At 47.7% G+C, this 19,468-nt stretch carries 13 protein-coding genes; all 13 read right to left on the reverse strand.

Going from position 1 to position 19,468, the window contains the following annotated elements:
• Window positions 1-7: 7 nt before the first annotated feature.
• The 13 genes from MUG84_RS08585 to MUG84_RS08645 all read right to left on the reverse strand — a co-directional run bounded on the left by MUG84_RS08585 (window position 8) and on the right by MUG84_RS08645 (window position 19,397).
• Window positions 8-1,147, reverse strand: a complete 1,140-nt coding sequence (locus tag MUG84_RS08585; protein ID WP_244723694.1) for a glycoside hydrolase family 88 protein — start codon at window positions 1,145-1,147, stop codon at window positions 8-10.
• A gap of 28 nt (window positions 1,148-1,175) precedes the next feature.
• The gene (locus tag MUG84_RS08590; RefSeq protein WP_244723697.1) at window positions 1,176-3,236 is read right to left on the reverse strand and encodes a hypothetical protein; all 2,061 of its coding nucleotides are present in this window, start codon (window positions 3,234-3,236) and stop codon (window positions 1,176-1,178) included.
• A gap of 26 nt (window positions 3,237-3,262) precedes the next feature.
• A complete protein-coding gene (locus MUG84_RS08595; RefSeq protein WP_244723700.1) occupies window positions 3,263-5,194 on the reverse strand; it encodes a DUF8034 domain-containing protein in 1,932 nt (643 codons plus the stop codon).
• A 41-nt stretch (window positions 5,195-5,235) separates the two neighbouring features.
• Window positions 5,236-6,141, reverse strand: a complete 906-nt coding sequence (locus MUG84_RS08600; protein WP_244723703.1) for a fumarylacetoacetate hydrolase family protein — start codon at window positions 6,139-6,141, stop codon at window positions 5,236-5,238.
• A gap of 23 nt (window positions 6,142-6,164) precedes the next feature.
• Window positions 6,165-6,938, reverse strand: coding sequence for an SDR family NAD(P)-dependent oxidoreductase (locus MUG84_RS08605; protein WP_244723706.1), 774 nt, complete (start codon window positions 6,936-6,938; stop codon window positions 6,165-6,167).
• Window positions 6,939-6,967: 29 nt separating this feature from the next.
• Complete coding sequence (locus tag MUG84_RS08610) at window positions 6,968-7,894, reverse strand: aldo/keto reductase (RefSeq protein ID WP_244724907.1); 927 nt, start codon at window positions 7,892-7,894, stop codon at window positions 6,968-6,970.
• Between the two features lie 22 nt (window positions 7,895-7,916).
• Window positions 7,917-9,770, reverse strand: a complete 1,854-nt coding sequence (locus MUG84_RS08615) for a heparinase II/III family protein (RefSeq protein ID WP_244723710.1) — start codon at window positions 9,768-9,770, stop codon at window positions 7,917-7,919.
• A 119-nt stretch (window positions 9,771-9,889) separates the two neighbouring features.
• Window positions 9,890-11,383 carry an ABC transporter substrate-binding protein gene (locus MUG84_RS08620; RefSeq protein WP_244723715.1) on the reverse strand — a complete coding sequence of 498 codons (1,494 nt, stop codon included), beginning with the start codon at window positions 11,381-11,383 and terminating at the stop codon, window positions 9,890-9,892.
• A 110-nt stretch (window positions 11,384-11,493) separates the two neighbouring features.
• Window positions 11,494-12,426, reverse strand: coding sequence for a carbohydrate ABC transporter permease (locus MUG84_RS08625; RefSeq protein WP_244723718.1), 933 nt, complete (start codon window positions 12,424-12,426; stop codon window positions 11,494-11,496).
• A gap of 14 nt (window positions 12,427-12,440) precedes the next feature.
• Window positions 12,441-13,355: an ABC transporter permease gene (locus MUG84_RS08630; protein ID WP_244723721.1), complete on the reverse strand. Its 915-nt coding sequence runs from the start codon at window positions 13,353-13,355 to the stop codon at window positions 12,441-12,443.
• Between the two features lie 303 nt (window positions 13,356-13,658).
• Window positions 13,659-15,968: a helix-turn-helix domain-containing protein gene (locus tag MUG84_RS08635; RefSeq protein WP_244723724.1), complete on the reverse strand. Its 2,310-nt coding sequence runs from the start codon at window positions 15,966-15,968 to the stop codon at window positions 13,659-13,661.
• 9 nt (window positions 15,969-15,977) lie between these two features.
• Complete coding sequence (locus tag MUG84_RS08640) at window positions 15,978-16,814, reverse strand: amidohydrolase family protein (protein WP_244723728.1); 837 nt, start codon at window positions 16,812-16,814, stop codon at window positions 15,978-15,980.
• Between the two features lie 216 nt (window positions 16,815-17,030).
• The gene (locus MUG84_RS08645) at window positions 17,031-19,397 is read right to left on the reverse strand and encodes a glycoside hydrolase family 95 protein (RefSeq protein WP_244723732.1); all 2,367 of its coding nucleotides are present in this window, start codon (window positions 19,395-19,397) and stop codon (window positions 17,031-17,033) included.
• Between the last annotated feature and the right edge of the window lie 71 nt (window positions 19,398-19,468).

Here is a 19,468-nt window from a genome sequence, read left to right on the forward strand (position 1 = left end):
CATCCCCTTACCAGAACGTGTCTTTGATCCCGCGCAGCTTGGCAATAGCTTCCGCAAAAAAATAATCTCCATAAATAATAGGCACATTCACATGTGTATTTCGGGGGCTATTGGCTGTACCGAACCGAAGAATCGCTTCTTCATTCGGATCACTCCAAGCCGAACATCTTTCGTCCAGCTTGCGAAGCAGCTTTTCAGCAACATTTCGATACAAGGAAGCTTCACTTGGCGGCACTAATAAACTAAGCTCCAGCATGCCGCTTGCCGCACAAGCCGAGGCCGTGGAATCCATGGCCATTCCTTCTTCCCATGGCGCCCTAAAATCCCAAGGCGGCAGCCCATCCTCCGGAAGATTCGCGAGGAAAAAATGGGCGGAACGCTTGGCCGCATCGATATAGCGAACATCTCCGGTATAACGAGCACTCAAAGCCATCCCATAAATGGCCCATGCAGTGCCGCGTGACCACGCGGAATCCGGTGAATAGCCCTGGCCGCCAAGTGCCTCCAGGCGCTCCCCCGTCTCCGGATCAAAGCAGACAATATGGTGAGCCGACCCGTCAGGACGGAGAAATTCGCGCAGCGTCGTATCTGCGTGCAGCTTGGCGATATGACGAAAACGCGGATCACTTGTTTCCTCGCTTGCCCAATACAGCAAAGGCAAGTTCATCATGCAATCGATAATCGCCCAGCCAACGCGTTCCGGCTGATTCCATGCCCGAATGAACTGGCCCATCGGGTTGAAGCGTCCTGCCAGGTGACTCGCTGCGGTCAAGGCGCGCCGCCTGGAATCTTCGCTGCCAAGCAGTTTATATTGTGCGACGGAAGACGGGCTCCACATAAAGCCTACGTCGTGATGGAGCGGGTAAAAGTCATACAGAACCAGATCCATTTTCGTTTCCGTAAGCGCGGCGATTTCCCTTAAACGATCATTCTTCGTTTCACGATAAACCAGCCATAATAGTCCTGGCCAGAAACCGTTGGTCCACCAATCCGCCTCCTCCCGATTATACTTGCCATGATACGAGGCGTATGGAAAATCGGCACCGATCGACTCGCACATGTTCTCGACCTTTCCGCAAATCTTACTCCAGGTCTGATCCAACCAAAGAAGACTTGCTGATTCAGTCTGCGGCTCGATGTTCGTCATCTCAGACTCCTTCCGGCTACTGTCAGCCTTATTGTTCTGTCGTTAGTGAAAAGTGCAGACTGACTTCAAGCTTATCCTTCCGCGTCCATTGTGCGATCCGATAATGACCGTTCCGGTTTGGCATTCGGCCCGGCAGCAGTTCCATTTCAATATTGTTCTCTGCTTCATCCGCCCACACGGTGTATGTTGCATTTCCGTATTTCACCGTTACTTTATTCCCTTCACAAAGGATCGACGATTGATCCGTCCCGTTCGTCACCAGCAGTGGAACCGTCACGCCAACCGCAGTCAGCTCAGCCGCTTCAGCCTCATCGAACTTCCAGGTAACCGTTATTTCGTCCATACCTATTCGGTAATTTTCCTCAATACGCTCCGCACTGCCATTCCCCGGTCTCGGCAGAACATCGCTAACTGCCCGGCGGTATACTTCATTCACGTTGGCGCCTGGAGTATTCGGGTCCAGAGGGTAAGCCTTTGGCTGCGGATTTGCGGCATACGTTACGGTAAAACTTAGATTGTTCTCTTGATCTTCTGGCGCAGGTACCGATAATTCACATAACCAGTGCAGTTGTTCCGCATTCAATGGTTGTCCCTCCGCATCCAAGGCATGAAACACTTCATGCTGTCTGCGGCCATAATTGGCCAACCTATGCCAAGCTCCATGCTCATCCCGCCACATCGGACCGATGGCCGCTGGAAAGAGCGGCGCGGGAATCGTCTGCTTCGGGCGATAAAATATCCAGGGAATCTCTCCCTCGAGACCCGCTATTCCAGTCGACAGGGCCGTCTCTTCCGGAATACCTGCCCGGTGCAATCGGACAAATCCAGTCGCATCCTGACCCATCTGGGCAGCCGTATCGATATTCACATGATAGCCGCCTTGCTTCAAGCCGGTTGTAGCATAGATCCGATGGAATGAAGGCAAATGCAGTACAAATCCCCCAACATCGGCGGGGGAAGCTGTTTCTTCAATCGAATCATCTGCATCCAAATAACATGAAACGGCGATCTGTGCTGCATACAAGCTGTAAGTGGAATGGTAGGCGTAAAACTCGTAACCCACACGCTCCGCGATTGGAAAACGATTTTTGAATAGTCGAAATCCAGCAGGATCCTCCACCCATCGAAGAATCGATTGATAGGCCAGATGCGCAGCACGTTTGAACGTTCCTGCCCAAAATAAATCCCCATACCGCAGGCAATATGCAGCCTCTCTCTCGCAAATATGCACGAAGCTGAGCTCATTCCACAGCAGCTGATTACTGCGGCCACCACAGCTCGATGAGCCGGTTACCGATTGTGTGAACAGCATCGTTTTGGCTCCCCGATGAAGAAGAACCTTCAACAGTACAGCGGCTGCGCCCTCGTAGCCCGCTTCCAGAATACCGCTTAACTGATCTCTTGCTGCTAAATCATAGGCGGCTGGTAGATTCGGATCCCGATAAAGACCCTCCGGCGTAAACCGAGTCAGCTGATACGGCAGATATTTATCGATAAAGGCGGTGGAATCGGTGAGCCCGGCGCGAAGCCTCATCATCTCTCCGTGCATCGCATACGTTGCCCAATTGCGGATTTGCCGAATATCCGGGAAGTTCCGCTCGGTTTGCGAGTAGGTGAGCTCCGGCTCAACCCGCTGCAGATTGGAACGCCAGCGGTCAACACGCGAAGGATCGGCGAAGCTGGATAACTGCTCATACGCCAGAACCAGCATATGGGATGTAAAATCCGCATGATCATCCGGCACCTGAATTTCGCCCAGACAATAACTGGCCCAATCCATCGCCTTCAGAATGATCTCCTGCAAATCCTGGCATCGTCCCGCTTGAATAAGCACTGCACCTGCCTTGGCGAAGGATGCCGTTGCATATTCATGTTCCTTACCGTCCGAAGGATCGAGAACGGCCCCTTGATCATTGATATATGGCAGAAAGGCGCGTACCCTTCCTTCGGCAAAATCCAAGTAATGCCCTTTATCTATGGTGATCGACTTGACCGAAACGTGAGGCTGACGGGATGTAAAATCTTGTATCAGATCGGCTAAGGGATCAGCTGTTGCAATCTTATTCAGATATGTGGCATGAGCGTCCATCCTCTGCTTCTACTCCTTTATTGTGACTATAACGTTCTGCCAGCAAGCAGATCCTTCTTCTCCGGGTCCGGCCATGGCATATCATACGAAGGAGAGTTCACGTACCGATCCATGCTGATCCGCAGCGTCACACTCATCCCTGGAGCTAAATCTACGTTCAGCCACTTATTGTGGACTGGAATCGTTTCGATCACATCCCCTTCATCATTGCATAAGGAGGCTTCCCTAAATACGTGCTCTCCGAAAGTGCCAGCCTGAATGATCACAGAACGATGATCAAATAAACTGATATTCACCAGCTCCACCGTCACCGATGCAGCAGCCAGGTCTTTGACAAGCGCCGCAACGGACTCTGGCAAACCGGGTCTCTTCGCACTCGCGTCGAAATATCGAACACGGGCATGCTGCAGCCCGCCATGCGAAATATGCATTGGACCGCCTAGCGTCAGCTGGACAAGACTCTCCATGTATACGGGGCACATTTCTTGCCAGATATGAATGCTTGAAAAATCATCTTCACTGAATTGATCGGACCAATTGTAAGGATCTCCTGCCTCCGAGCGCATCTTGGTCAGCTGCTGTTCAACCAGCTTGAAGTTGGCTTCTAAAATCTGCTGCGGATAATCCGGATGTTGGCCTCGAATAAATTGGAACCATGGTTGTGTATTGCCAATATAGTGCTTGGTGTTTCTGCGCGTCTTTTTATCCGTACCGGATAACTGTGGAATAATAATCTCATTCCAATCATGATCCTTCGGAATCCGCTCAACGCGCTCCAGATCTTCATCCGCCATGGACATCGTCCATAGATAAACCGCATATTTCGGATCCGCGCCCCGGTAATCCGACCAGCCTGCGTCGAATTTTTTGTTAGGAACAAGCCATTTGCCGTCTTGCTCCTTTCGTAGTAGCCAGTTTTCATCCAATTGCTTCCGCGCTAAATCAAGCTTGCCCATATCCCCTGACAAAAGCACCGCGTTCATGCATGCGTTCGTCAACGGTTCAATGATTGTCAAGAACCCGTGCGGCCAGCGCCAGCCGTAGTAACCGCCCCACCATTTGCCGTCATTGTATTCACCGATCTTACCGGTTAAGCCTACATTATCAGGAATGATGCCGCCGTTTTGTTTCGTTCGATCTTCCCATACGGCCAGGTAATCCAAAACCCACTGGCGATATTTTTCTTCTGCGAAATGAAGGAACGCATGGGCTACAAGTCCGGTGGCATTCAGATTTAACGGCACATCGCCGCGAGTCATCCGCTCATTCATCATCGCAATGACGTTTGTATAGACCTCGTCGTTCGACCATGCACACTTTCCGCTCGCAAAATCTACGCCCGGTATATCCTCATAAGGCGCCAAATAATCATCGAGAATGCCGCGATGCGTACTCCAGTCTTCTGCAGTCAGATCAAAACGCGGACCACGGCTGCCCGTAATCGGTGAACGGATCAGCTTTCGTTCTTGATCATAGTTCGGAGCTTCTTCGTCCTCTCCCATATACATAGCTGCAAATCGTGCCGCACGCTGGCGATCCTTCAATGTTGCAGGGCCTGCAAGTCCAAGAAAATAAACATACAGATAGCCTTCGCCGTGATGCATCCAGTCGTAATAAGCATCAAATTCACGATGGATTTGACCATATTCCGTCCACTGCCATGTGATGCCGTCCCAGATTTTACGGGACAGTTCATGCAGCTCAGAGCTGCCGCCAAGCATGTACAGCAAAGCCAAATTCATAAATCCTTCATATGGATCGTCCGATCCATCCATACCTGGCCAGTCCTGCCTCCAGATCAGCGTACCGTCCGGCCGTGTATAGCGTTCGACAAATTGGGCAGCCGCCTTGTTCAATTGATCGAATAATTGACGCTGCATGAATGCCCACTGCGGCGGAACCGCTTGACACTTGGCAGTAATGACCGGAATGGATCGCTCCTTCTCTGTCATGGCCATTCTAAACCCTCCTGTTCGTCAGAACCGTCTATACGGATATTTTAAGACTCGGCCACCATCGTATTGGTGATGGAGCCCAGCTTTTCGATTTGAATGGTGACTTGATCGCCGTCTTTCAAATACACCTGCTTCTCTGGCGGATAACCAAGCACAACCCCTTCCGGTGTTCCGGTCAAAATAATATCTCCGGGAACAAGTGTCATGTGCTGTGAAATATAGCTTACGATCTCATCGCAGTAAAAGATCATATCCGCCGTATTGGAATGCTGGCGTACTTCTCCATTGACGATGCACTTAATATCCAGATCATTCGGATTGCCGACTTCATCAGCCGTGACCAAATACGGTCCCAGCGGCGAAAACTTGTCGCAGGATTTGCCCAGCAGCCACTGATGGGTGCGGAGCTGCAAATCACGAGCGGATAAATCGTTCACATTGCAGTATCCGAATACATGGGAAAGTGCATTTTCTTTAGACACGTATTTGGCCGTTTTGCCCATGACGATGACCAGTTCGGCCTCGTAATCTACTTTCTCTGAAACTTTCGGAAGCGGAATCTGCTCGTCAGCTCCCGCCAGGGTGTTGTTAAATTTATTGAAAAGAATCGGGTATTCCGGAATTGGCGCATTCGTTTCTTCCGCATGCTTCCGGTAATTCAGGCCTACACAGATGATTTTATTCGGATGCGTTACACAAGGCCCGAGCGTAAGTGACGACTCTTGCAGCATGTAAGAGCGGTTCACTTCATCTGATTGCTGCACATGATCTACATAGCTGCGAAGGGCAGCCAATGCTTCATCTCCGCCATCCAGCACCTCATGGATCGTTGTTGGAATCGTCTGCGCAGATGGGATCAAGGATAGAGCCCCTAGGACATCAAGGACTCCACCATCCGTTTTCACTCCAAGCCGATATTGATCATTATGAATAAACGTTAATAATTTCATGAGATCACCCTCCTATTAAAATATTAAGCATCCTTACCGAATACAACGCCGCCATCGATATACAGCGGAGAGCCCATCATAAACTTTGATTCATCCGAGGCAAGGAACAAAGCCGCTTTAGCGACATCCTCCGGTCTGCCCAGTTCGCCGCTAAGCTGGCGCTTCTTAATAGATTCAATCGCAGCTTCGGGATCGTCATAGCTGGTTTTCAAATAATTCTCCACAAAAGGAGTCAGAATGGTTCCGGGCAGCAGCGCATTGACACGAATATGATAAGGCGCATAATCTACCTGCATCGATTTCGTCAGCGCCAAAACAGCGCCTTTCGTTGCCGAATAGGAAGCGCGCTTCGCCAAACCGATTTCCGCTACGCATGATGACATATTAATGATGGATCCCGATTTACGCTCCATCATGTGCGGCAGAACATATTTGCTTGGTAAGTAGACGCCGCGAATATTTACGCGCATCACCCGGTCCCATACATCCGGTTCAACCTCATGCAAAGCGCCGACACCGCTAATTCCGGCATTATTGAATAGAACATCGATACGGCCGAAGGCAGCAATAGCCTGCTCCACCATCGCTTGAACCGAAGCCGGATCCGTAACATCCGCTTGAATGAATATCGCCTTACCTCCGGCTTCTACGATTTCCTGTGCGGTTTCTTCACCTTTCAGCGTATCCAGATCATTGACAATCACCGTTGCTCCTTCTTGTGCAAAGAGCAGCGCCGTACCTTTTCCGATTCCGGATCCGGAACCCGTAATAAGCACTATTTTTCCTGCTAATCTCATTCTGACTCCTCCTTTTCTATTTTCTTCGCCTAAAACAATCGCTGACCCGGGAATAAGCTATACACTTTGGCCATTTCTTCATCAGATAAGCCTCTGCCATCGCAATAGCCGGTGTTGGATTCCAGCGACCGAATCGAGGTTGTTCCGACTAATGTAATCGCAATGTCCGGGCATGTCAGGCTGAATCGAAGCGCCGGCTCCACTAGGCCTTTCGGTTCACTCCTCCGTAAAAACTCCAGCTGAGCCATTCTTCGAGCCGCTTCTTCAAGCATCACCGTATTGTCCTGTAAAAAAGGAGCCGGGTGATCCGCCAAAATTCCCATCGCAAGCGGGCTGCCATGAATGACGCCGATATTTTTCTCTTTCGCAAGGGGAAGCAGCTCGTCTTTTGCCGTATAGTCTACTAATGTATATTTAGCATATGTCTGGATCGTATCAACCAAATCCTCCCGAAGGAAAGGCATCAACAGATCAAGACTGCCCGCATTCACACCAATCGCTCTTACCTTCCCTTGCTCCTTCAGCTTGCGGAAAGCAGGCAGCGTTTCGTTGATCGCCTGTTCATAGGTGGTCTGCTCCAGCTCATGCAGTTGAATCAAATCAATATAATCCGTTTGCAGTCTGCGCAAGCTGTCTTCAACGGACTTGATCGTATTCTCGTACGAGTAAGGGTCCCCCCGCATCACTGCTTTTGAAGCGATGATAACATCGCTACGTTTGCCTTTCAGGGCCTTCCCGATTCTCCGTTCACTTTCGCCGCGCCCGTACAAAGGGGCTGTATCAATGAAGTTCATGCCTAAATCCAGTGCGCGATCAATGACCAGGGTTACAACTTCATCCGTTGTCTCGCCGTAATCGCCGCCAAGCGGTGCGCCGCCAAGACCGATTTTGGATACTTTAAAGCCTGTTTTTCCTAATATGGCATACTCCACAGTGGTTCCCACTCCTTTATCCATTTTCAAGTACAAGTTGCTAACCTTAGCTAATCGAAAACTTAAAAGAAATCTCCATGTCGGATCTCGGATGATGGTGATGAAGGATGATCCGATAAAATACCTTTCCTTTTTCTGCATCGGAATCTAATATCACATTCTCTATTTCAGCATCCCAATCCTTCTCTTCATAGGATAAAATTACACTATTCAGTGCGAATTGACCTGGAGCGGTTTGCTCTGGCTTTACACTGCTGATGAACACCTCTTGAAAGGAAGCTGGCTGATTGGAAAATGAAACTTTATCCCGGATGATGAGATGTGGAGTTTCGTTCTCTGCGTGTGTCCATACAAAATGGCGTGTAAGACATTCCAAAGTAGGGCAAGCATATGCTTTCGTCAAATCGAGTGCAAAAGCCATTTCTTCATCCGTTTGATGATGTCCGATCATTTGAGCGAAATATTGTCTACCGAAGCCTTGTCTGCAGCCATCTACAATGGGAACCGAGTGACCATGAGAGCCAGCGTTCAACTGCTCGTAACGATACTCCGGCTGGAAATACTGCCTTGTATATACACCGAGCCCCATATCCGCCAGCAGACTTTCCCCATCGACATGCAGGATAAAGTGCCCTAAATCATTATGATTGTGAGGCTCTTCGTTATAACCGCCTTTGGCTGCAAATGCGACTATGCGACCCTTGGCATCGGTGACCTTCGAAATGGCCCACTGATTACCTTCGAATATCCGCTCTTCAATCTGTCCTGGATCTTGACGAGCCTCTCCTTGGGGTTCGGCCTGATCAGGGGACCAGAGCATAAGTCTCGAAATATCCACCCAACTATTCGAAGTTGGCAGCAGCAAGCTTGATGGTTCGGGCATCTGAAGGGCAGGCGCATAGCTCTGTAAGCGATGAATCACTCCCGGATTCCATTTCACCTGCTCGGCAGAATCTGAGAAATTGACAACTTTTCCGCCGCCCAGCATGCAAAACTGCGGGAACAGGGAAATCTGCTCGATTTTCTCGTCTGCCAGAAGGGATATTCGCCCTTGGGTTCGCTCCCTTAACAGCTCAGCAAAATATACAAAGTGCGAGAAGCCATACTGCCAGTATGCCGGTCCCTCCGGTGTTGCTCCTTGCTCATCAAAGCCTGAAAGATAACCGCGGAGAGCGTTCATAACCCGCCACAGCATACCGCTCAGCTTTTCACTGTCCTGTTCCAGATAAATCGCCGCCGCTCCAATGGAAGAAGCGCAAACTGCAGGCCAATTGTTCGTTTTGAGCTCCCAGTTCTGAGGCACTGGATCATGAAAATAAACTTGAAAAATTCTCCGATCTATTTCTGCCTTAACCCGCTCCATAACCCACGGATGCAAGCGGCTCCCCATAAAATGAATAATTTCAGCAAGCGTAAATCCGATGTGTGCAGCCGCCAAATCCACCGTTTCCCGCGGCATTTTTGGCTGGTCCCATATTTGATGCGGATACTGGTTATGATAGAGTCCCACATGCGCAGGCAATACCCACGTAGATTCATTGCATATGCTCCAAATTGTATTTTCCAACCCCGTAATCCATTCCGGACGATGATCTGTCATAGCAAGCAGACTGAATGTATGCACCCCTGCGTACAGCTGATCCCTCTTGCTTTGATAACGTGTCCGGTCACCAGTTGTGCCGAATAAAATGAAATCAGAGAATGGGGGAGGCGCCGGCGGCGCCCCGATAAGCTCTTCCGCTTTCTTCTCAAGCTGCTCCCAAAATGCTGCATATTTCGCATCGATCCTGATTCTTTGCCAATGCTCGGAAGAGCCTGCTTCCGCAAAGAGAATCCGTGAGGGATGAGCCGTTTCCTCCAAAGCCTGTTTAAGCTGCTTTAATGTTAGTTGATTTAACATGCTGCCACCTCCAATGTGGAAATCCTAATGAAACGATGGTCATTTGACCTCTATAGGAAAAGATGCGTACAGCGACGCATTCCAAAGTGTCACTGTACGCATGTATTTATTTGATGATGCTACTTCGTTTGCTTCCAGGCCTCAATCTGCTTCGCCATCTCAGCGGTTACCTTATCGATGCCCGCTTGTTTCAGCTTATCCTGGAATTCTTTCAGCATCGTATTCGGATCAACCGTACCTGTATCGAGTGCAGGCTGATATTGATCGATCACCGTTGCTATGTTTGCAATTTCCGCTAAAACTGGTGTGTTATCGAACTTGAAGCCCATTAACGCGGATTTCGTAGCCGTTTCATTCTCTTTCTTGGTCTGATCCATGACGGCAGGATCCATGCCTTCAACCAAGTAAGCATTGAATGTATTTCCGAATACCCAGTTTGCGTTCGGCACATAGCCCGCATCCTTATTGACTTTGATGACGTTGTCAGATACTTTCGTGTAATGCTTGCCTTCCACGCCGTAACAGATGGTGTTATAAAGATCTTTATCTGTGTTGAGCAGGTTAATAAACATCATGGCGCGTTCCGGATTTTTCGAGTTTTTGCTAATAGCTTGCATGGTTGTAATAACTGTGCCTGTGGAAGCGTATGCATCCGTAAGCGGCACGTAAATGACATCATTTCCGCCGTTGGCTGCTTTGGCTTCCATTTCACCGCCCGGCTTAAGTACGCTGTGGAACTGAACGGCTGCGTTGCCTGTTGAGATAATATCGTTCTTGTTTTTCAAAGTTGCCGCATTTTCATTAATATAGCCTTTGGTATACCAGTCTCTCATGACATCCAGGTAATGCTTATACTGCGGAGTCTCAAACAAATTCATAGGTTTATCCGGATTCTGAAGCTCCACACCCACAACATTGTTAAGCGCTTCCAAACCTTGGCTTTGATACATTACACTGAATCTTCCGGTTTTATCATTCAGGAATGGAACCACGTCTGCTGATTCGCCTTCTTTAATTTGCTTCAGGAACGGCTCGATATCTTCAAACTTCTTAATGGAGTTTACATCCAGCTTGTATTTGTCTGCAAAACGCTTTTGAATGACAAAGCCTTCTTTTTTCGTTACCGTCTGATAGTTTGGAATGGCATAGATTTTACCTTGAATTTTGGCTGCATCCCATACGAAGTCAGGCATCGATTTCATTAAGTCCGGGGCTTGCTTTTGAATCAAATCGTCGAGCTCCAGAAATGCGCCTTTCGATTGGTTCTGCAGGTAGTCCCAGTTCCAGTTGGCCACCCATGCAATGTCATAATTCTCACCGGATGCGACGACCGTATTCATTTTTTGATTGTAATCGGCAAATGTGTACGCTTGCAGTTTTACGGTTGCATTGATTTTCTCTTTGGTAATTTTGTTCACCGCTTCTTGAACGGTTGCCAGGTCCTGCGGAATGGCACTTAAAGGGAAATTCCAGACCAATTCTACTGGAGGCAATTCTTCATTCTGACTACCTTCTGCGGCTTTTTTCTCTTCCTTGGCACCGCCGCCGCATGCTGTCAATATCAATGCCAAACTGATCACACCGGCAAAGACTTTGAACCATTGCTTCTTCATTCCAACATTCCCCCTAAACACTTTGTCATTTTTATATCAGCTGCCGATAGTGATGGGAAGATATGACCTATCCCCCCCATGCACCGGGCAGTTTGATAACTTCCTTTCAACTAGCCTTTGACAGAGCCTACCGTTAAGCCGCTAACGAAAAATCTTTGCAGCATTGGGAAAACGATCATCATTGGTCCTGCTGCAAGCACCGCCATGGCCATTCTCGCTGACAAGCTTGGGAATTGCGTCATGTCGACACTCACGTTAACGGATGAGATATTGTTAGATAAATATTCGATGGTGCTCATCACGCGATATAGCATTAATTGAAGCGGTATCAAATGCTGGTTGTCGATGAACAAGAGGCCCAGCCACCAGTCATTCCAGTACTGGAAGGAGATAAACAGCCCGATGGTAACCAGTGCAGGCAGGGTGAGGGGAAGCACGATGATGAAGAAAATGCGCCATTCGCTTGCTCCGTCGATTTTGCCGGATTCAATGACTTCCATCGGCGTTTTATCCATAAAGCCTTTCATCACAAGAATGTAGAACGGATTCAGCAAATACGGTACAATCAATGCCCATATCGTATCTTTCAGATGCAAGTACTGCGTGATCATAATATAGAACGGAACGAGTCCGCCGCTAAATAAGGTTGTAAAGAATACATACAAGGTCATGATTCTACGGTATCGATAATCTTTGCGTGAAATGGTGTAGGCGGTTAAGCTTGTAAGAAACAAGCCTACAACCGTCCCGATCACGGTCACCAGAATGGTAATCCCATAGGCATTCAGGAGAACGCCAGGCGATTTGAATATCAAAGAATACGCTTCAAGACTGAACTTCTCCGGGATCAAGTGGTATCCGCTTTGCAAAAGTGTCTTTTCATCCGTGAATGAAATCGATATGACCAGAAGTAGTGGGATGATAAACAGGATGGATAGCGCACAGAAGAAAAGATTGATGATCCGGGAGCTCCATTGGGATTCTTTGCTTTCGAAAGAGCTTTTTACAGCTTTCTTGTGAATTGCGACTTGTGAAGCCGGCATCGTACATCCCCTCCTTACCAAAGCGCGTTATCTGAGTTAATTTTTTTAACAATCCAGTTTGCCAGCAAGACCATAATGAACCCGACGACGGACTGGTATAAACCAATCGCAGTAGACATTCCAATATCCCCAACGACCCGCAGTGAACGGTATACATAGGTGTCGATAACATCTGTCGTGCTGTATAGAAAGCTGGAGTCATTCGGAATAAAATAGAACAATCCAAAGTCAGCCCGGAATATTTTGCCTATATCCACTATGAACAGAATCACGATCAGAGGCGTTAATAACGGAATCGTAATTTTTCGAATCATATCCCATCTGTTCGCACCATCAATTTTTGCTGCTTCATAATAACTGGAGTCGATCGACAGCAGCCCTGCGTAGTATATGAGGGTTGAAAATCCCACGGACTTCCACAGCTGCGTAATGATGATGATGACGGGCCAATACTTCGCCTGCTCATACCATTTGATCGCTTCTTCGCCGAACATGCCTAGAATGACGTTTAAAAAACCATTTTTATGGTCCAGGAATGCCAGCACGACGTAGCCGACGACAACCCAGGATAGAAAATACGGCAAGAATAGAACCGTTTGATGCACCTTGATCCATTTTCTTGAGATTTCATTCAATAAAATCGCGAACGTAAGCGCTATCACCATTGTGAGTACAATAAAAGCCAAATTATAAAGTATGGTGTTGCGCGTAACGATGAACGCCGTATCGGAACTGAAGAAAAACTCGAAGTTCTTTAAACCTACCCATTCGCTTCCGAATACGCCAAGATCGTATCGATACTGCTTGAATGCGATGATCAAACCGATCATAGGCAGATAATTAAGAAACAATTTATAAACGATCGCCGGTAGTGACATGACAAACAAATCCCGGTTACGCTTGAAATGCCGCCATTCATTTTTTAGCATTCCCGCTCCTCCTTTTCTGTGCCGCTTGCGACTTCTGTGCCCCTATTATCAGGTGAAAACAAGGAGAAGGAATACTGTAATTAATAAAAAACACTCTACTTTTTAAAGGTAAAATCGCAAAAACACTGTAGTTTTACGCTAAATAGCCCCGCAAAGTGGTGCCTTTGCTTCGCAGCCGATTCAGGTACTTTGCGGGGGACCCCGATTCTTTAGATACTAAAACGCAAAAGCTGCCCCGGAAGAAGTCGCTTCAGCATGTAACCTTTAAACTGAAACGGCTTACGGGCAGCTGCTAATGTCTCCCTATTCCTCAATGACTTTTTTAAAACGATATTCTTTAGGCGTTGTACCAAACTTCTTCTTAAAGAGCTTAAAGAAATAACTTTCGTTACTGTAGCCCACCATCTCCATAATCCGTGAGATGCTGTAATCTTTGTTTTCAAGAAGCGTGAGCGCATTGCGCAGGCGGACCTCATTGATATATTCGCTGATCGACATCGATTCCTGCTGCCTGAATTGCTTGCTCACATGGGCGGATGATAATTTCATGGCGGTCGCTATACTCTGCAGGCTTAGATTGACATCTTCATATTGCTCCTCAATCATTTCTTTGATCGTATCAATTAAAATCTGATTTGACTGCATTTTGAAGTCCTGTGAGCGCTGATGATGAATTTCTTCAAATATATCCGAGAACATGTTGAACATGGCCTGCAGCGATTCTTGTTTGAGCAGCTGCTGGTATTGATATTTGAAGTCCAAATTCACTTGTCTGACAGAGCGATTATTCATATCCCCCACCGCTTGATTCAGAATGGCGAGCAGATGAAAAACGGAATACATGATGTTGTTATAATGCAAACTTTCCAATTGATGAAACAAAGCTTCGAGCTGCTCGCGGAATTTATGGCTTTGACCGGACTTGATGGATTCTGAAATTTTCTTCTCCACATCAGCCGGGAATTGGAAATGTCCGTTATTTTCTTTATTCCGTTCGACAAGATCAGATGTGATAATACAAGATTTCCCATAAATAATGCGATAGGACGCGTTCTCCAGGACCTGTCCATATTGACGGGAAAGCTGGCTGTATTCCTTCGTTTCATCCCCGATTGAAATGGAGAGCGAAATTCGGTAGTAAGCATTGATCGTTTGCTGGAGCTCTTGTAAGATTCCTTTCAGATTATCCAAATGCATACTGGAGCCTTCATGGGCTTCCCCTAGCAGCAGCACAAAATGATCATTTTGCATCGGTACAATTTCACAGTGCAAATCTCTCGCTAAAATTTCCTTCGTAATATTGGCAATCGCAAATTTATAGAGACGCTTATCGGAATCGCTGGATTGCCTTTCGAAGTTCTCCAGGTCATCGATTAAAAGCACGCAAAGACGCAGCTTGTGATGGAGATCGATATCCCACTGAATCTGCTGGATCTCCTGCGGCGTTAACAGGCTGGCATCAGAGATGAGTCTTCGGAGTGCAAAGGTTTTGAGCTGATCCCTCTGCGAATACTCTTCCTTTTCCAGCTTGACTAATTTGTGCATCGCATCTTGATATTCGTTGGTAATAAGCTTGAGCTCATCGAGATCGGATCGTTTTTCCACCCCGCGAAGCCGCTTCCCGAACATCTGCTGCAGCATATTTTCAATAGGCCGATAGAGTCGATAGGCTATTAAAAAGGAAACCGCTATGGATAAAATGAGAACTACGCTGATAATCATCAAGGATATCTTGCGCATCTCATGCAGCTTCCCGAGAACAACATGATAAGGCTGTACACTCGCAATAATCCAATCACTCTGACTCGATGACGTGAAGCTAAGTATAAACTTGTCGCCGCTGCTCTCATGGATGAGATAATCCTGATCGACACCGGCCTCGGCTCGATTTCGAATCACTTCTCGGTATTCATCCAAAGGAATGGGAGTACTCATCGTCGTTTCCAGAAGCGGCGTACCCGACTTGTCTGTAACAAAAATAGCACCCTGTTGTTCACTGTCCACATGATTCAAGTTACTAATATTATCGAAAAGCCAGGATGGCTTTAAGGTCACAATCAGCTTGCTGTCTGTTAATTCCTCATAGATAAACATCGAGAAAACCGGTGACTTTGCCTGCTCGCCCGAAATGGGAATAAACTTCAGCCTGGGGATTTCTTTATGCGACTTTATATAGCTGGACAGCAAACCGTTCATGCCATCGTCCGAACATTTGATGCTGCTTTGGGTCGAGTAGTAACATTTCGTATTGGCGTTATAGATCGTAATGCTTTGTAAGAACATGGACCCGGAAACCGTTTTTTCTAATCTGTTCAGCTTCTGTGCGAGTTCTCCTTTATCCATGACGGACGTATTCAATAAATAAACGACATCCGGATCCATATAGGTGGAAACCGTTATATTTTTGACCGTTTCATTTAAGTTATCGATGTTATATTTAATCTGTGAAAGCACTTTCAAATCTGCCTGCTGCTGCATTTGGAGCATCTTATTCTCAGAAGTGTAGTACAGCAGCGAAGAACTGACCGTTAGAAAAATAACCGTAACGACAGAAATAGAGAGGAGTAACCGGAAAAGATATTTCCTTGATTTATACATGGGAAGAATGTTCATGGTTCCCTCCTATCGTAAATCATAGATCCTGACTGCATTATGGCCAAAAACATGATCGATTTCGTCAGCGGACAAAGACATGGACAGCGCTTCCTCAATCATGGACCTCATTTCCGTGAAACTGCCTGCTTGCAAACAAATCGGCCAGTCGCTGCCGAACATCAATCGGGAAGAACCGAACTCCTGAATAACATGCTGAATATAAGGCTGTATCACTTGAGTAGGCTTAAGGTCGCCAAATGGCCCCTCCGTCGCCAGTCCGGACACCTTACAGGAGGTACGTTCAAATTTCGCAATGGAGCGCATTCCGTTCGCCCATAGTTGATAGTTTTCCCCTGACAAATCCGGCTTGCCCAGGTGATCGACGACGGCCGATAGGTTTGGCACATGCCCCAATAGCTTGACCATCCCTGCCAAAGCAGGTGGACGAACCAACAAATCAACAGGACAATCGTCCTCAGCAAGGATGGATAAATTATGTATAAGCTGCTTGTGTTGCCCCCACTCTCCATCTGTGAAATCCGGAAAATTAGGACGAATCCCCACAAAACGCGGATGGCTTCGAAAACGAAGATAATGCTTTTCAAAATCTGATGCATTGATATCAAGCCAGCCCACTACACCAATCAAGGTTTCCTCTTTGTCGCACAAATCAAGCAGAAATGCAGTCTCTTCCATCGTCGGCGCCGCCTGTACAACAATGGTCCCCTGAACACCGTTATGTAATTCATCTTTTAACAAGTCCGGCATATAGTCTTGAAATAGTATCGGACCAGAGGCTGGAGTTAGCCAACCATAATCCCCCCGGTCCAGTCTCCAGTAGTGCTGATGTGCGTCAATCATCATGTCCTACAACCCCATTCCTGATTTTAGCAGATTTACTTCTTTATTGATTACATTATTCTGACTTGTGCTATTTTTCAAGAAAAAAGTATTTTTATGTAATATAAAAACGGAGGCAACGCCTCCGTTCTCAGGTACTCCCTTTTTAATCGCTATATTGGTCCCACTGCAAGTTAGAAGCAGGTCTATCTCCGTCAGTATAAGGTACGGGGGATTCATTTAAAACTGGAGTGAAACTTTTTGATCTTTGCTAATCTCTAAGGACAGATAGCCCTCGATCGGTTCAAGGGTCCGGTCCTTCTTTCCTTCTTCACGGACAATTACCGGTTTATCGGATTTCATTCTAAATGTATTGTCGACACAGCAAGCGAGCTCCAGCCGACTGACTTGCATGCGATCCCAGCTAAGGGATAGTTCGAACCCTCCGCGAACGCGAAGGCCCGAGAATGATCCGCTCTGCCAAACGGAAGGAATCGCAGGCAATAATTCGACATACCCTCTGTGGGATTGAACAAGCATCTCTGCAATACCCGCCGTATAGCCGAAATTCCCGTCAATCTGAAAAGGAGGATGGGAGCCGAGCAGATTCGGAGAGATGCCGCTGCCTCTTCCCTCATATGCTGTAACGATGTTAAAAATGCGCTCTAGCAACAGAAAAGCGCGTTCCCCATCCTTCAAACGGGCCCATAGACAAACCTTCCACCCCAGACTCCAGCCTGATCCAGCATCACCGCGCCTGTTCAACGTTTGCCGGACAGCATCCTGCAAAACACCCTCTGTCAGTTGATTTCCTGGATACACTCCGTAAAGGTGGGAAACATGACGATGGTCCTGATATTCATCCTCATAGTCCACGAGCCATTCTTGAAGTTGGCCGTATTTGCCGATTTGCATCGGATGCAGACGTGCCTTGGCGGCAGCCATCCGCTTCACCCATTCATCCTCCACGCCAAGAACGGTGGCCATCTTCAAACAATTTTCGAATAAATCGTCGATGAGTTGAAGATCCATCGTTGCGCCTTGCGTGACCGCTCCGAGCTTACCGTCATTCGAATAAAAATGATGCTCCGGCGATGTCGAAGGCGATGTAATCAGATATCCGCTTTCATCCTCCACAAGCCAGTCCAGGCAAAATTCAGCCGCGCCTTTCATAAGCGGAAACGCCTCGTCGGCGAGAACCCGCTTATCCTGCGTATACTCGTAATGCTCCCATAGGTGGCGGCACAGCCAAACCCCGGACATCGGCCAGAATGCCCACGCCGGATCTCCGTGCCGCTCGGCGCCTACAGGCTGTGCATGTCTCCATAAATCCGAGTTGTGATGCGCCGTCCATCCGTTTAGCCCAAACCGCTCCTTGACCATTTTCCTGCCGTTTACCGAAAGTTCCTGAATCGCCTTGAGCAACGGACGGTGGCATTCGGACAAATTCGTCACTTCCGCAGGCCAATAATTCATTTCCGTATTAATATTCAGCGTGTAATTGCATCCCCAAGGCGGCCGCACCATATCGTTCCATATCCCCTGCAGGTTGGCCGGCTGCGTCCCTTCCCGGGAAGAGGCAATCAGCAAGTAGCGTCCGAAATGAAATAACAAGGCAACCATTTCCGGGTCGCTAGCACCATATTTTTGAATCCGCTTATCGGTGTCAAGTTTTTCGTCCCCCTGAGCACCTTCCCCTAGAGTAAAATCGACTCGATCAAACAGTTCGCGGTAATCGCGTATATGCTCCTCTTTCAATTGATCGTAAGAAATTTCCATCGCTTTCGAAAGAATTGACTCATTTAGACGGGCCAGTATGTCAAAATCGGTGCCGGGCAATTGATCGTAGCCGTTGAAGGACGTTGCGGCAGCAAAATAAAGAACGACGTTCGTCGCGTCTTGTACACTTAGCTTGCCATTCCGATACACTGCTTGACCGTCTTCGATCGAAGCACCCATTCTTCCCTCAAAATGAATCGCTTTCGTATTGCCAAATTCCCCGTACACAATCGGCTGCAAATCCTCTTCATAATAACCCGGTGCACAGTATTCAGGACAAAACCCTCGCAAGAACAATGCATTGTCATCTTGCAACGTAAATGCTCTGTGCGGACTGTCCAAGGTCACATCGAAGTTAAGCTGCTTGGGAATGGAGCTTGTCAGACGGATTGCGAGCACTTGATGAGGGTTTGAAATAAAAGCCTCGCGCGTATATTCGACAGGACCAATCGTGTACGTTACCGAAGAGAGCGCGCGTTCAAGGTCTAGCAACCGTTTATACTGCCGGCCTTCCTCGCCATGCATAAAGCGTATTGTTAAGTTCCCAAGAGGCATATACACTTGCGCATAAGGGCCGAACATGTTTTTCGTCTCCTCGTCCGCCTCACTGTATTTGTGTTCTCGAAGGAACTGCCTCACTTTCTTGAGCGATTCCCGGTCATCATGAGGCTTATACCGACTTGGGGGACCAGACCACAACGTATCCTCGTTCAGTTGAAAGCGATCCTCTCCTACGCCTCCAAAATGCATGGCACCTATTCTTCCGTTGCCAAGAGGCAATGCTTCCGACCAGTGCATCGCAGCCTTGCTGTATGATAAACGTTTCATATCGTTCTACCAACTCCTCATCCAGAATTTATTGCTTTTTGGCGATCATTTTTTTCCTCCAATTACAACAA

The sequence above is a fragment of the Paenibacillus mangrovi genome (assembly GCF_022898935.1).
Taxonomy (GTDB): domain Bacteria; phylum Bacillota; class Bacilli; order Paenibacillales; family Paenibacillaceae; genus Paenibacillus_AQ; species Paenibacillus_AQ mangrovi.

Coding starts and splice junctions, on each gene's coding strand:
- MUG84_RS08585 (WP_244723694.1), bottom strand. CDS start 1,147: ATGACGAACATCGAGCCGCAGACTGAATCAGCAAGTCTTCTTTGGTTG.
- MUG84_RS08590 (WP_244723697.1), bottom strand. CDS start 3,236: ATGGACGCTCATGCCACATATCTGAATAAGATTGCAACAGCTGATCCC.
- MUG84_RS08595 (WP_244723700.1), bottom strand. CDS start 5,194: ATGGCCATGACAGAGAAGGAGCGATCCATTCCGGTCATTACTGCCAAG.
- MUG84_RS08600 (WP_244723703.1), bottom strand. CDS start 6,141: ATGAAATTATTAACGTTTATTCATAATGATCAATATCGGCTTGGAGTG.
- MUG84_RS08605 (WP_244723706.1), bottom strand. CDS start 6,938: ATGAGATTAGCAGGAAAAATAGTGCTTATTACGGGTTCCGGATCCGGA.
- MUG84_RS08610 (WP_244724907.1), bottom strand. CDS start 7,894: ATGGATAAAGGAGTGGGAACCACTGTGGAGTATGCCATATTAGGAAAA.
- MUG84_RS08615 (WP_244723710.1), bottom strand. CDS start 9,770: ATGTTAAATCAACTAACATTAAAGCAGCTTAAACAGGCTTTGGAGGAA.
- MUG84_RS08620 (WP_244723715.1), bottom strand. CDS start 11,383: ATGAAGAAGCAATGGTTCAAAGTCTTTGCCGGTGTGATCAGTTTGGCA.
- MUG84_RS08625 (WP_244723718.1), bottom strand. CDS start 12,426: ATGCCGGCTTCACAAGTCGCAATTCACAAGAAAGCTGTAAAAAGCTCT.
- MUG84_RS08630 (WP_244723721.1), bottom strand. CDS start 13,355: ATGCTAAAAAATGAATGGCGGCATTTCAAGCGTAACCGGGATTTGTTT.
- MUG84_RS08635 (WP_244723724.1), bottom strand. CDS start 15,968: ATGAACATTCTTCCCATGTATAAATCAAGGAAATATCTTTTCCGGTTA.
- MUG84_RS08640 (WP_244723728.1), bottom strand. CDS start 16,814: ATGATGATTGACGCACATCAGCACTACTGGAGACTGGACCGGGGGGAT.
- MUG84_RS08645 (WP_244723732.1), bottom strand. CDS start 19,397: ATGAAACGTTTATCATACAGCAAGGCTGCGATGCACTGGTCGGAAGCA.